Raw genomic sequence first — 13,956 nt, forward strand, 5'->3', positions numbered from 1 at the left:
ATGCTGCAACAGCATCATCTTTTTGGAGTTTTAGAAATGGTACAAGCTACAGCAAGCCACCTTTTAGTAAGCAGCGAAGCCAAGTGTGAAGAATTGAAGCAAGAAATTCTGGCCGGTGCTGATTTTGCTGCCGTGGCTAAGAAGCATTCTAGCTGCCCTTCTTCTGCTCAAGGCGGTGACTTGGGCTCGTTCGGCCCGGGCATGATGGTGCCAGAATTTGATAAAGTTGTTTTCAGCGCGCCATTGAACGAAGTTCAAGGCCCTGTAAAAACTCAATTCGGTTATCACCTGCTGATCGTAAATAGCCGCGGCTAATTAGCAATTGTTTTGAGTACAAAAAAAGCGCATTTTATATTGGAATGCGCTTTTTTTTTGCTAAAAATAAATTAATTTATTTTTAGAAGCTGTAGTTTGCACCAATGGTGAATGTTGATAATTTCAAATCTTCAATTTTTGCATATTGATTGTATTCTGCACGCAAGCTCAAGTTTTTGTTGAATGCATATTGTGCACCAATACCAAATAAACCTTTGGTTTCAGTTTCTTCGCTAGACGTGGAGTAGCCGATTAAATCCGACTTTGCTTCTGCAGTTAGTTTAATGCTTGCAAGTCCCAAGCGGCCAAATACACTAAATGCATCGTTGAATGGATAAGAGGCTAATACGGATGCTTGTACTGCTTTGGCTTTAAGAGATGCGCTAGCAATGCCATAGTAGTTTTCTTCAGCTTTACCAAAATCACGGTAACCTAATTCAGCGGCTAAATATGGAGAAAACTTATAACCGCCGTTGATGCCCCATGCCGTGTTGTTTTTGTCTAAGTTTTGGTTGTTTACATCTGCGGACATGTTGCTGCTACCTAAGTCTGCGCCAATGTAAAAACCTTCAGCAAATACTGGTGATGCAATTAGAGTGGATAAAACTAAGGAAGCAAGAATATTCTTTTTCATTTTATATGATATCTTTGGAGTAAATATTTAAGAAGTAAAGTCAGTAATGGCAAAGAAAAACATATGTTTTTCTGACCCTGCCTGTAAATTGGCGGCAAATACTAGCACTTCTTATATTTTTATTTATTGTTAATATTGCCAAAATTATATAAATTTATGCGTTGAGTATATTTCAGTGTAATTTTTTTTAAAGCGATTTACATGCCATTTGCAAAAGTAAAAAAGCGCTATTTCAAATGAATGAAATGGCGCTTTTTTATTTATTTACAATATAAAACAGTAGCTTGGCTTTAGATGATTACATCTCCTGTAGCACTTCAATTCCCAATAAATCCAGACCGGTCTGCATTGTTTTTGCGGCTGCTTGGCAAAGCGCTAAGCGGCTGCTGCGAATCTCACCTTCGGCTTTAAGCACTGGGCAGGCGTCGTAAAAGCGTGAGAAGCGGGTGGCTAGGGTATAGAGGTAGCTGCATAAAACATGCGGGCAGGTGTCGTTTGCTGCTTGTTGCAAGATATCTGGGAATTGAACAAGGGTGAGCGCAAGAGCGTGCTCGGCTGGCTCGATCAGCTCGATTTTGGCATGGGCGTCGACGGAGCCAGCCTGACGGAAGATGCTGGCGATACGGGTGTAGGCGTATTGCAGATACGGCGCGGTATTGCCTTCGAAGCTGAGCATGCTGTTCCAGTCGAAGACATAGTCGCTGGTACGGTGCTTGGATAGATCCGAGTATTTCACCGCAGCAATGCCTACCGCGTGGGCGATATGGTGGCGGGTGGCTTCATCCATATTTGGATTTTTGCTGCTGACCAGATCAAAGGCGCGGCTTTCTGCTTCAGAGAGTAAATCCACCAGCTTGATCAGTTCGCCACTGCGGGTTTTGAATGGCTTGCCATCATCGCCCATCATGGTGCCAAAGGCGACGTGTTCCAAGTGAGTGTCGGCGGGCACAAAGCCTGCTTTACGGGCCACGGTAAACAGCTGCTGGAAGTGCAGCCCCTGACGGGCATCAACCACGTAGAGAATGCGGCTTGCACCCAGTACGCCAGTGCGATAGCGGGCCGTGGCTAAGTCTGATGTGGAATAAAGAAAACCACCACCTTGCTTTTGTACAATAAAGGCGGCTGCATCACCGTCTTTATTGCGAAATTCTTCAAGGAACACCACTTGTGCGCCTTGGCTTTCGGTCAGTAAACCCTGGGCACGCAGATCATCAATTACAACAGGCAAATCATCGTTATAAGAGGATTCGCCTTTTACATCATCGCGGGTCAGTAAGAGGCCAAGTTTTTGATACACATCTTCGCAATGCTTCATTGAAATATTTAAAAAGCGTTGCCATAGCTCGCGTACTTTCGCGTCACCCGATTGCAACTTCACTACATATTCGCGGGATAAATCAGCAAAGGCAGGGTCGGCATCAAAGCGTACTTTGGCGGCACGGTAGAAGCCTTCCAAATCGCCAAGCTCTAACTCCGAATTTTGATTTTCGTTTTCCAGCATATAGGCGGTCAGCATGCCAAATTGCGTGCCCCAATCGCCAACGTGATTCTGGCGAATCACCTTATGGCCCAGATAGCTGTAAATGCGTGTTAGCGAATCGCCAATAATGCTTGAGCGCAAATGGCCTACATGCATTTCTTTGGCGAGATTCGGCGAGGAATAATCAATCACCACGGTTTCTGTTTTTGCTACGCCTGTGCCAAGTCGGGCATCGGCCTGCTGAGTGCTTAGCGTTTGCGCCAGAAACTCATTATTTAGGGTGATATTAATAAAGCCGGGGCCGGCGATTTCCAACTTGTCGGCAATGCCTGCCAGATCAACACAGGCCAGCACTTGTTCAGCCAAGGCGCGTGGATTCATTTTTAAGGCTTTGGCCGCACCCATAATGCCATTTGCCTGGTAATCGCCAAATTCTGGTTTGGATGCGACTTGCACATTGGGGGATGCATCGGGAGCGCCGACTTGGGCCAGTGCCGCAGCAAAGCGGGAAGTAAGTAATGGGTGAACAGCCATGATGAGGACTCTGTAGGAATTTAGCCTCTATTGTAATCGCATTCGAAAGGCTAGCGGACGTAGATGTCATCATTGCCTGTATAGAGCCCCTTGTTTTTTACTTGAAAATAGCGGATTTAACGGGCTGGTTTTGTAATTAATTTTGCTTAGATGCAAGCTCGGTTCAGTGGGTTACAGTGTTTTCTATGCAAGGCTCATTGATAGGGCTGTGGGTTTATTCTTAAGCCCTGCGATCAAGGCTTGGCAATGCTTGTTATGCGCTCTATTCTTAAAATAAATATAAGTCGATGCAGCTATCAGGGAAATATTAATGGCACTGGATCATGATGAAAATTGGATGCTGGAGGATGATGAGGACGAATTATCCGCCTCTGCTGCGCTTGTGCGTCAGCCTTGGAAGCTGCTGATTGTTGATGATGAACCTGATGTTCACCGTGCCACTATTCTGGCGCTAAAAAATATTGTATTTAAGGGCCGTAGTTTAGAAATTTTGCATGCGTATTCTGGGCAGGAAGGTTTTGATAAATTAGCTGAGCACCATGATATCGCTCTGGCGATTCTGGATGTAGTCATGGAGACGGACGACGCGGGCTTACGCTTGGTGCGGCGCATCCGTGATGAATTAGGTAATCAGCTGGTCCGCATTGTTTTACGTACTGGCCAGCCGGGCCATGCGCCTGAGCAGCAGGTGGTGCTTGAGTACGATATTAATGATTACAAAACTAAAACAGAGCTTGTTGCTAATAAAATATTCACTACCGTAATTGCTTCTTTACGTAGCTTTGAAAGTTTATATGCCTTAGAAAAAAGCAGCCAAGGCTTGGCCAAAATACTGGAAGGGGCCACTAATCTTTATCAATTACATTCCTTAAAAGAATTTGCATCGGGCGTGTTAAAGCAGGTTGGGGCTATTCTAAATTTGGGCGAGTACGGCATGCTTTGCGCCCAGTCTAAAAATAATCAACAAAGTTTTGAAGTGTTAGCTGCAACTGGCCCATTTACCCCGCTTTTAGACGGCAATGTTCTGCCCGAAGATAGCCGCTTATTAATTGCGCTTAATACGGCATTAAATTCTAAATGTAGCCAGTCTGATTATCCCTATGAAGTTTTATATATTGCCGGACGCAATAGCTATGATTTTGTCGTGCACTTCTCGCCGCCCTGGCCTTTAGAAGTAGTAGATAGAAACTTACTCGATATCTTCTGTGAACGGATTTCGGCTGCGATGGATAATCTTTATCTTTACCAGCAATTGCGCCGCTCGCAAGAGGCCACTGTGATGGCCTTGGCCGATTTGGGTGAGTTTCGTGATCAGACGACTGGCGATCACGTATTACGGGTACAAAAACTAACCGATGCAATTGCGGGCCGGCTAAAAGCCAAAAATGCTTTCCCTGAGCAGATGGATAACGCTTTTATGGAAATGGTGGGCATGGCCAGCATTTTGCACGATGTAGGCAAGGTGGGAACGCCGGATCATATTCTGTTTAAGCCGGGTAAGCTGACGCCGGAAGAGCGCCAAATTATGGATCAACATGCACCTATGGGCGCAGCGATTCTGGCCAGAACGGTGGCCTTGGTTAAAGGCACCACTTATTTATCGCTGGGGGCCGAAATAGCAGGTGGCCATCACGAGCACTTTGATGGCAATGGCTACCCCTTGGGGATTAAGGGAGAGGAAATCCCCCTTTCTGCACGGATTGTGGCCTTGGTCGATGTATTTGATGCCCTGCTGCATAAGCGCCCCTATAAAGAGCCGTGGACCTTGGATGAAACCATGGCTTATGTGAGAGAACGCTCCGGCTCTCAGTTTGATCCGCAGATTGTGGCGGCTTTAGATGAGCTAGTGGCAGAGGGCCTGCTGCCTTTGGATTTATTGCAAGATCCGAGTGAGTAAGGGCTATCTGACTATTTCTTAGCATAGCCGTTCATGATTATTACTCAGAGCCAAATCTTGAACCACAGAGAAACACAGAGAAAACCTGTGATTGGATAGTTTACTCTGTGAAGCTCTGCGTCCTCGTTTTACTCTTTGGTTTAAGGTTTAGTGCTCTATCCTCGTAATCGATTACTTGGTTTTGGATGTGCTCATATTGCCCGGCCTCAGGCGTTTTAAGGCGATGCCGTCTTGGTTGAAGACATGAAAAGCCGCAGCAGGTGCTGAGATTTCTAATTGCTCGCCAATATGTACTTCCCGATCACCATCACCGCGCACCACAATATCCTGGCCGTTATTCAGGGTGAGATAAACATAATTGGCTTCGCCTAAATGCTCGACGATGCTCACCGTGCCGCTAAAGCGCTCATTAAAGCGCTGATCTTCGGCCAGGTGCTCGGCGCGAATGCCTACCTTCACTAAATCACCCACTTTGGCGTTGCTGCCATCGACTTCGGCCAGAATGGTGTCGCCAGTGCTGAGCTTGATGCCGACGCCGTTGGCTGTTGCATCGATCACTTCGCCTTCGATTAAATTCATTTTGGGCGAGCCAATAAAGGTCGCTACAAATAGATTGGCGGGTTGCTGGTAAAGCTCCAGCGGTGTGCCTGCCTGCTGAATTTTACAATCACTCATCACCACAATCTTATCCCCAAGCGTCATCGCTTCGACCTGATCGTGGGTCACATAAACGATGGTGGCGTTCAGGCTGCGATGCAGTTTGGCGATTTCTAAACGGGTTTGCACCCGCAGGGACGCATCCAGATTGGATAGCGGCTCATCAAATAAAAATAGCTTAGGCTCGCGTACAATGGCGCGGCCAATGGCCACACGCTGGCGTTGACCACCCGATAGCTCACGCGGTAGGCGATCGAGCAGATGGTCGATTTTTAAAATGCCAGCGGCGTGCAGAATACGTTTTTCAATTGCGGCCTTGTTTTCCCCGGCCACCCGCAGGCCAAAAGCCATATTTTTATACACATTCATATGCGGATAAAGCGCGTAGCTCTGGAACACCATGGCAATGCCGCGCTCGGCAGGCGGCAAATCATTCACCACCTTATCGTCGATCAGCATCTCGCCACCGCTAATGCTTTCTAGGCCAGAGAGCATGCGCAGCAGGGTGGATTTACCACAGCCCGAAGGGCCAACCAAAACCACAAACTCACCGTGTTTAATATCCAGATTAATATCGGTCAAAATCTGAGTTTTATTGTCGTAAGACTTACTTAAATGATTGAGTTTTACAGTTGCCATGATGTTTTCCAATCGGGTAAAAAATCTGTAGACACAGAGAGCGGTGAGAACACAGAGCACACAGAGAAAAACATTAATCGTGTTTTTCTTGGTTTTCTCAGTGGGCTGTTTTTTTATCTCTGTGTGCTTTGTGTCTACAGGTTTCAGGGGTTTGGGTTCAAAAGTTTATTTAACCGCGCCGGAGGTTAGGCCGCGTATCAACTGCCTTGAGAAAATCACATACATAATCAGCACCGGAATCACGGCTAGGCTGAGGGACGCCAGTACGGCGTTCCAGTCGGTAACGTATTGGCCAATAAACTGTTGCACACCGAGCGTGACCGTTTTGGTGGAATCGTCTGGCGCTAAAATTAGCGGGAACCACAGATCATTCCAAACCGGAATCATGGTGAATACCGCCACGGTAGCCACGGCAGGGCGGATAAGTGGCAGGATAATTTGGAAGAATATTTTAAATTCGCCTACGCCATCACATCGCGCCGCTTCTTTCAGCTCCTTGGGTACTTGGGCAATAAATTCGCTGAGAATCATCACTGCCAGCGGCAAGCCTTGGGCGGTGTAAACCAGCACCAGTGCGGTGAGGGTGTTGATTAAATCCAGCTTAACGATCAGCTCCAGAATCGACACCGTGCCAAGGCGGATCGGCACCATAATGCCGATGGCTAAAAACAGTGCCAGCAGGCGATTGCCGCGAAATTTATATTCGGATAAGGCCCAGGCGGCCATCGCGCCAAATAGTAAAATTAGCGTTAGCGAAATCAGAGTTACAGTCAGGCTGTTGCCAAAATAAAGCAGAAAATCAGACTTAGCCAAAACTTTGTGAAAGCCAATCAGCGAAAAGGTTTCGGCATTGGGCAGCGCCAGCGGATCATCAAAAATCCCTGCGCGGGTTTTGACTGAGTTAATTAAAATTAGCGCAATCGGAAACAGGGCCAGTAAGGTGTAGCAGAGCAGCGTGAGCTGCACGATTAAGCCACCCGCTTTGATTTTTTTCATGGTGTTCTCACTTTTATTCAATTCGTTCACAAAACCTAGAAAGCACTCAATCAGGTCAAGTGTGTTAAACCTTGAACCACAGAGAACACCGAGGGCACAGAGTTTCACAGAGGAGGACACACATGTTTGCTTGTGTTATCTGTGCTCTCGTTTGTGGTGTAAGACTTAGCGCCATTGCAAGGTGAAGCTGAAGTTCTTTTAACAACAATATTTACAGCTCAAACCGCTGCAACTTGCGTTGGATAAAGAAGAAGTAAGCACCCACGCCGCTTAAAATCACCAGGAACATCATGGTGGCGACTGCCGCGCCCATGGTGGGGCTGCCGATCTGGCTTTGGTAGCCAAAGAAAGTGCGGTAAAACAGTGTCCCTAAGATATCCGTGCTGTAGTTGGGCCCAGCAATCGCGCCTTTCACCGAGTAAATCAAATCAAAAGCATTGAAGTTGCCAACAAAAGTCAGGATGGTGACAAGCCCCAGTGTGGGCAGAATGAGCGGCAATTTGATTTCCCAGAAAATACGCAGGCTGCTTGCGCCTTCCGCATGGGCAGCTTCGACGATATCTTCAGGCACGGCCAATAGCGCGGCGTAAATCAGCATCATCGGGATGCCGACAAATTGCCAGACCGAGATCATCGCCAGCGTAATCAGTGCCGAGCCTTCATCACCTAAAAACGGTGCAAAGTAATCGGCCAAGCCTGCAAAGCCCATTATTTTTTCACCCACGCCCCAGAGCGGAGAAAGAATCAGCTGCCAGATAAATCCAATAATCACCACCGAGAGCAGGGTGGGTAGGAAAATCAGCGTGCGATAGGTTTTGGCGCCTTTTAAGCTTTTCAGGCTGAGCAAGGTTGCAAGTAATAAGCCGATTGGATTTTGAATTAATAAATGCAGAACAAAGAATTTACAGTTGTTCCACATCGCATTCCAAAACGCATGTGACCAATCTGGATCAAATAAAATAGTGTGGTAATTGGCGAGGCTAGTAAATGTTTGATGACCGCTTTCACTGGTGGTGAAAAAGCTCAGTCGTAAAGTATCGAGCAGGGGTAGGGCGCTAAATACGGAATAGATCAGCAGAGCTGGGGCAAGAAACACCAGAATATGCCAAGGAACTTTGCGCTGCATGGCGCGCCTCCGCAAAAAAATGTCGGCAGCGATTCGCCGCCGACCAAGATCCACAGTCGAGTGTGAAAGAGGAAAAGACTTAAGGGCGGGTGTAACCCGCCTGAATGATTACTTTTGCTGCGGTTTGTACCATTTAGCAAAGCCAGCTTGTACTTGAGCGGCTGCATCTTTGGGGGCTAGCTTGCCGTTCAATACTTGGCTGTTTACATTCCACAGCTGGTTTTCCATCGAAGGCTCGCCACGGTTTAAGATTTGCGCGTTCAGGCGGATGGTTGAGCCACAGCTTTTACGCCATTCCAGCATTTGTTTTGCCACTGGATCTTTAACGGTGATCAGGTGGTTAGACAGGCTAAAGAAGCCGGTTACTTTATTAGTGTAAAGGTCCGCAAATTCCTGGGAAGAAAGCCAAGCTAGGAATTTATAAGCGTCTTCTTTGTTTTTGGATTTGCTGTTCACGCCCATACCGATGTCGGTGTGATCAGAAATCTCACACTTATCGCCTGCTTTTGGAACGGGTGGTGGGAATGCGCCAAATTCAAAGCTGGCTTCTTTATTGAAATAGGCAATATCCCAAGAGCCGGTTGGGTAGATGGCGGCTTTACCCATGGCAAATAGATTCTGGCTGTCTGCATAGGTTTGAGCAGAAGCGCCTTTAGATAAATAAGGTGCCCATTTGCTCATGGCATCCCAAGCGGCCACAAATTGTGGATCGGTGAATTTGGCTTTGCCTGAAATCAAGGCTTTACGGCCAGCCTCGCCTTTCCAGTAAGGAGCACCAACGCTAGTGAAAACAATTTGATTGGCTTCCCATTGATCCGCAGTGCCCAGAGCGATAGGCGTGTATTTGCCGCCTTTTTTGATGGCTTCGCTGACTTTTAGAAATTCATCAGCCGTCTTAGGTGGATTTAGACCTAATTCTTTAAAGATTTTTTTGTTGTAGAAAAAGCCGTGAATCACAGAAGCCATAGGCATACAGAAAGCATCTTTGCCATCATCTGTTTGCCATGCCACTTTGGCGGACGCTGGGAAGTTTTCCATGCCTGCTTTGCCATCAAGTTTTTCTAAGCTGCCTTTCTTATAATTGGCAAGAGATACGTCAAATGGGCGACAAGTAATCAGATCACCCGCTGTGCCACCAGCGAGACGCGCAGTCAGGCTAGAGTCATATTCTGTAGGGGTAGTCGGAGCAAATTTAATCTGAATGCTAGGGTTCTTTTTATTGAATGCAGGTAATAGCACTTCTTCCCATAGCGCTTTATCATCAACGCGCCATGATTCGATGGTCAGTGTGCCAGCCTGTGCTGTACCGGCTGCGAGTAAGGCGGCCAAGATGGCGCTTCGTGCAAGTGTACTCATTGTGGTGACTCTCCTCAGGGTTGACCGCATTCAGCGCTATTTTTTTGTACGCTTTAGTCGCGGCGAAATCACAATAGCATCCTTGAGAAGGTGACATGTAAGTCATTTTTTATATTGCCTTTGTTTGTTTAAGTGTTTGATTTTTATGATTAATATGTTGTTTTTGATAGGCTGGATTGTTACATTTGTTTACGTGCAAATAATGTGTTTATTTGTTTTTGCTCAATATGGATAAGCCTATTCTTTGCCTGAGTGGCCGGATAAAAATATTTGCCTCAGCAACATTTTTTTACAAATAAGCAAGATAGCTTACGTTATAGTCCGCAGCACCCTTGATATAGGTTCGAGATTTTGCTGATTGCATTCAACAAAGCGATGTTATGTGCACTTTTGATGCTGATGGCTGCGTCTGCGCAGGCCGAAAGCCTGGAAGTGCTGCACTGGTGGACTTCTGCATCAGAGCGTCGTGCTGCTGATTTTTTGGTAGAGCGCTTAGAAAAAGAAGGCTTGGCCTGGAAAGATGCGGCGATTCCTGGCGGATCTGGTTTGGGGGCGATGAAGGTGCTTAAAAGCCGCGTTTTATTAGATAAAGCGCCGCAAGCCGCTCAGCTTATTGGCCCTGCTATTGCCGAGTGGGGTGATTTGGGTTTGCTCTTAGAGCTAGATGGTGTGGCTAAACAAGCCAAATGGGGATCTTCGATCTTGCCCACGCCCTATGCGTCGGTTCGGCTACGTGGCCATGTGATCGCTGCGCCACTAGGCGTGCATCGCATCAATACCTTGTTTTATAACCAGAAGATATTCAAGCGACTGGGGCTTTTGCCGCCGCAAAACTGGCCTGAGTTTGAGCGGGCAGCGGATAAAATAAAACGTGCTGGCTTTATCCCGCTCGCGCAAAGCGGCGAGCCTTGGCAGCTGGCTACCCTGTTTGAAAGCTTGGTGCTGAGTGAAGGGGGCCCTGCCTATTATCGTGATCTGTTTGTGCGTCGCCGTGCCAATGCTTTTTTTGATCCGCGCCTCGCCCGTGCCTTAGAGCGGCTACGCGCTTTGCGCCGTTATATGCCTGATCCTGTGGCTGAGAAATCCTGGACACAGACCGCTAAAATGCTGGCAAAAGATGAAGCTGCCATGATGATGATGGGGGACTGGGTAAAGGGTGAACTAAACGCATGGGGCTTGGTTACTGATGTGGCTTTTGGCTGTGTGGCAGTGCCGGGAACGACGGATATGCATCTCTATAGCATCGATACGCTGGTGATGTTTGCGGGTAATTACTCGCGGCAGGAGGCGCAGGAAAAGCTCGCTCAGCTGATTGTTTCCGCTTCCGTGCAAGCAGGGTATAACCGGATCAAAGGATCGGTGCCCGTGCGGCGCGATGCCGATATTCGCCTGATGGATAGCTGCTCCCGCTCTTCATGGCAAACGTTTGTAAAAGGCGGCATGGTGCAAGCGCCTAGTCTTACCCATAGAATGGCATCAGACGAAGCCTTAAAAGACGCCATCGTGGCGCAGGTTCACCGCTACTTTACCGATACCCAAATGCCGACCAGCGAGGCACAACGCCGTATGGCAGGAATCGTCCGTGCATTAGGGGCAGGGGAAAAAGATATTTGATTAGCAAAATGATAAGTGGCGAAAACCCAAATCTTGAACCACGGAGAACACGGAGGGCACAGCGTTTCACGGAGAAAACCATTTTGAATGGTGCTTTTCTTAGATTAGATGGCTTTTGCGCAAATTTAGATAACTGGCAAGGATATGGCTAGAAATAACTTCCCGATATGACAAGCCGTCATCCTCGAGTGTTTTTATCGGCTATCCAGTTGTGCCGCTGGATTCCCGCCAAAGGCACGCGGGAATGACGGCGCTTCGGAAATGGGACGTTAATAAGAACCAAATCTTAAGCAATTTGCGCTAAAAGTAAAGCAGGTATCCACGAAAAAAACGATCATTTTTCTTGGTTTTCTTCCGTGAAACTCTGTGTTCTCTGTGCCCTCCGTGGTTCAAGATTTGGGTTTTGTTCGCAAGCTGAGTAGTTGCGTTACCTGATACATAAAACACTCACCAAGTTAAAAGGCCACCCATGAGTCGTAAAATTTTAGTGGTCGATGACGATCAAAAAACCCGCACCCTGCTTAAAACCTATCTGGAAAAAAACCAGTATGAGGTTTACTTGGCCCACGATGGTGCTAGTTTTCTGGCGGAATTTGCCCGCTATCAGGAAGAGTTGAGCTTGGTGATCTTGGATGTGATGCTGCCCGACACCGATGGTTTTGCGCTTTGCCAGGCGGTAAGGCGGCAATCGAATGTGGCCATTATTATGCTGACCGCTAATTCGGATGAAACTGATCGAATTGTGGGGCTGGAGCTGGGTGCGGACGACTATATTGCCAAGCCTTATAATCCGCGCGAGTTACTGGCTCGTATCAAGGCGATTCATCGCCGTAGTGGCTTGGATAACGCCATTGCACCACGTTACTACCATTTTCTTGGTTTTTGCCTGGATACCGTCGAGCGCAGCCTGATCGACCCGGCGGGGGTGAGTGTGGTGCTGACCGGATTGGATTTTCAGCTGCTTAAATACTTTGCCGAGCATTCCGGGCAGATCTTGGATAGAAATATCCTCGCCGAGCAAACCCGTGGCCGAGATGTGGGGCCGCTCGACCGATCATTAGATGTGCAAATCAGCCGCTTGCGCCAGCGCCTACACGATGACGGCAAACAGCCTGAGTTGATTAAAACCGTTAGGGGTGCGGGCTATGTGTTTTCTGCGCAGGTAACCAGTAGCCATGCGCCTTAGCCCTTGGGCGCGGCGTTTGATGCCGCCTTCTTTACTGGGGCGTTTATCCCTCGTCATGGTGCTCGGGGTGCTGACCACCATGCTGATTGGTAACTGGCTATGGGCCAATCAGCTTAAAACTAAAGCCGCGCTAGAAGTGGGTGCGGCTGCTCAGCATATTGGCGCGGGGGCCGCTAGTGCGGTGCGTTTTTTCCAAAGTTTGCCGCCGAATTATCGCCCCATCCTGATCGAACAATTGCGTGATATGGGCGGCACCCGTTTTTTTGTCAGTGTCAATCGTGCCCCCGTCGAGATCCAAGATATCCCTGAATCGGCGCTTTCTAAAGCGGTGCTGGATATGGTGCGGGTGACCTTTAGTCATGATTTGCCAAGGCTATCGGATGTGCGGATTGGCTTTGCTATGCCCGATGGCTTGGTCGTGTCGGATGAGGGCGTAACGGTCGCCGATTTACCTGAAGAATGGGTACAGCACACCCTGCTGATTAAGCCTCGCCCCGCACCTGTGCTGGTGATTCAGGCTGAGATCGAGCCGGGGGGCTGGCTGTATTTAGCTACCTTAATGCCCGATCCCTATTTTTTAGACAATGGCAATCCATTGCCGTTTGATCGCTTGCTTTTGCAGGGCTTAACCCTTGCTACTGTATTGTTGCTGTCGATTTTGGTGGTGAGCTGGATTACCCAGCCCCTTGCCGCGCTATCCGAAGCGGCGGTCGCTTTTGGCAAGGGCGAATCGCCCACTTTGCCAGAAACAGGCAGCCGAGAGTTTGTGCGCACCGCGCGTGCGTTTACTGCGATGCGGGAACGAATACAGCTTTATTTGGAGGATAGGGAACGCCTGTTTGCCTCGATATCGCACGATTTGCGCACGCCGATTACCCGGCTGAAATTACGTGCAGAATTACTCGATGATGAAGAAGCGGGCCAGGCATTTCAGGAGGATTTAGACGAGCTGGATATGATGGTGAAAGGCGCTTTGCAAAGCGTAAAAGACACCGATATCCATGAAAACCATACTGAGCTGGCTCTGGACCAACTGATTGGCCGCATGGTAAGGGATGCAATGTTGGCCGGGCATGATGTGGTGTATCAGCCCTGTGGTTTAAAAGTGAGCGCCAAGCCGCTGGCTTTGCGCCGTGCCTTAGTGAACCTGTTGGATAATGCTTTGTTTTACGGCAAAAGGGCGCGTATTGCGGCAAGTCCTGTGGAGGGCGTCGGGGTTTGTATTACCCTGCATGATGATGGCCCCGGTGTGCCTGTTGAGGCGTTGCCAACGCTGTTTCAGCCTTATACACGCTTGGAGCATGGCAGAAATAGCAATCAGCAGGGCATGGGGCTTGGGCTGGGCATTGCGCAAAATATTGTGCAGGCTCATGGTGGAAAGCTGGAGCTGAGCAACCATCCGCAAGGGGGCTTATTGGTTTCAGTCACCTTGCCATGATGTTTACGCAAAAATTCCCCAGTGGCGGCATGCCTCCTTGCCGTATTGCACGGCCTTTGTCAGCATACTTTGCCGGAGAGCTTT

General features: G+C 48.3%; 11 protein-coding genes. 5 read left to right on the forward strand and 6 right to left on the reverse strand.

Going from position 1 to position 13,956, the window contains the following annotated elements:
• The first annotated feature begins 36 nt into the window (after nt 1–36).
• Nucleotides 37–315 carry a peptidylprolyl isomerase gene (locus VN23_RS19795; protein WP_046350621.1) on the forward strand — a complete coding sequence of 93 codons (279 nt, stop codon included), beginning with the start codon at nt 37–39 and terminating at the stop codon, nt 313–315.
• 82 nt (nt 316–397) lie between these two features.
• Here the strand turns inward: VN23_RS19795 and VN23_RS19800 are convergent, their stop codons facing one another.
• Both VN23_RS19800 and argS read right to left on the reverse strand, forming a co-directional pair.
• The gene (locus tag VN23_RS19800) at nt 398–949 is read right to left on the reverse strand and encodes a porin (protein ID WP_046350539.1); all 552 of its coding nucleotides are present in this window, start codon (nt 947–949) and stop codon (nt 398–400) included.
• 298 nt (nt 950–1,247) lie between these two features.
• A complete protein-coding gene (gene argS, locus VN23_RS19805) occupies nt 1,248–2,963 on the reverse strand; it encodes an arginine--tRNA ligase (protein ID WP_046350538.1) in 1,716 nt (571 codons plus the stop codon).
• Nucleotides 2,964–3,273: 310 nt separating this feature from the next.
• Here argS and VN23_RS19810 point away from each other — a divergent pair, with 310 nt between their 5' ends.
• Nucleotides 3,274–4,860: a response regulator gene (locus VN23_RS19810; protein WP_046350537.1), complete on the forward strand. Its 1,587-nt coding sequence runs from the start codon at nt 3,274–3,276 to the stop codon at nt 4,858–4,860.
• A 171-nt stretch (nt 4,861–5,031) separates the two neighbouring features.
• On the opposite strand, the gene VN23_RS19815 is transcribed toward VN23_RS19810, so the two are convergent.
• The 4 genes from VN23_RS19815 to VN23_RS19830 form a co-directional block, all read right to left on the reverse strand.
• On the reverse strand, nt 5,032–6,156 hold the full coding sequence (locus VN23_RS19815; protein WP_046350536.1) for an ABC transporter ATP-binding protein: 1,125 nt from the start codon (nt 6,154–6,156) through the stop codon (nt 5,032–5,034).
• Between the two features lie 165 nt (nt 6,157–6,321).
• The gene (locus VN23_RS19820; protein WP_046350535.1) at nt 6,322–7,152 is read right to left on the reverse strand and encodes a carbohydrate ABC transporter permease; all 831 of its coding nucleotides are present in this window, start codon (nt 7,150–7,152) and stop codon (nt 6,322–6,324) included.
• A gap of 211 nt (nt 7,153–7,363) precedes the next feature.
• Nucleotides 7,364–8,278, reverse strand: coding sequence for a carbohydrate ABC transporter permease (locus VN23_RS19825; protein ID WP_046350534.1), 915 nt, complete (start codon nt 8,276–8,278; stop codon nt 7,364–7,366).
• Nucleotides 8,279–8,386: 108 nt separating this feature from the next.
• Nucleotides 8,387–9,634 (reverse strand): ABC transporter substrate-binding protein, encoded by a 1,248-nt coding sequence (locus tag VN23_RS19830; RefSeq protein ID WP_231743311.1) that lies wholly within the window; start codon nt 9,632–9,634, stop codon nt 8,387–8,389.
• Nucleotides 9,635–9,985: 351 nt separating this feature from the next.
• Between VN23_RS19830 and VN23_RS19835 the strand changes: the two genes are divergently transcribed.
• From VN23_RS19835 to VN23_RS19845, 3 genes are all read left to right on the forward strand, one after another.
• Nucleotides 9,986–11,248, forward strand: a complete 1,263-nt coding sequence (locus VN23_RS19835; RefSeq protein WP_231743314.1) for an ABC transporter substrate-binding protein — start codon at nt 9,986–9,988, stop codon at nt 11,246–11,248.
• Between the two features lie 469 nt (nt 11,249–11,717).
• Complete coding sequence (locus VN23_RS19840) at nt 11,718–12,434, forward strand: response regulator (RefSeq protein ID WP_046350531.1); 717 nt, start codon at nt 11,718–11,720, stop codon at nt 12,432–12,434.
• Entirely contained in the window at nt 12,424–13,872 is a 1,449-nt protein-coding gene (locus VN23_RS19845) for an ATP-binding protein (protein WP_046350530.1), read from the forward strand. Before VN23_RS19840 ends, VN23_RS19845 begins: the two co-directional genes overlap by 11 nt.
• The last annotated feature ends 84 nt before the right edge of the window (nt 13,873–13,956 follow it).

This window comes from Janthinobacterium sp. B9-8 (genome assembly GCF_000969645.2).
In the GTDB taxonomy this organism is placed as follows: Bacteria; Pseudomonadota; Gammaproteobacteria; order Burkholderiales; family Chitinibacteraceae; genus Iodobacter.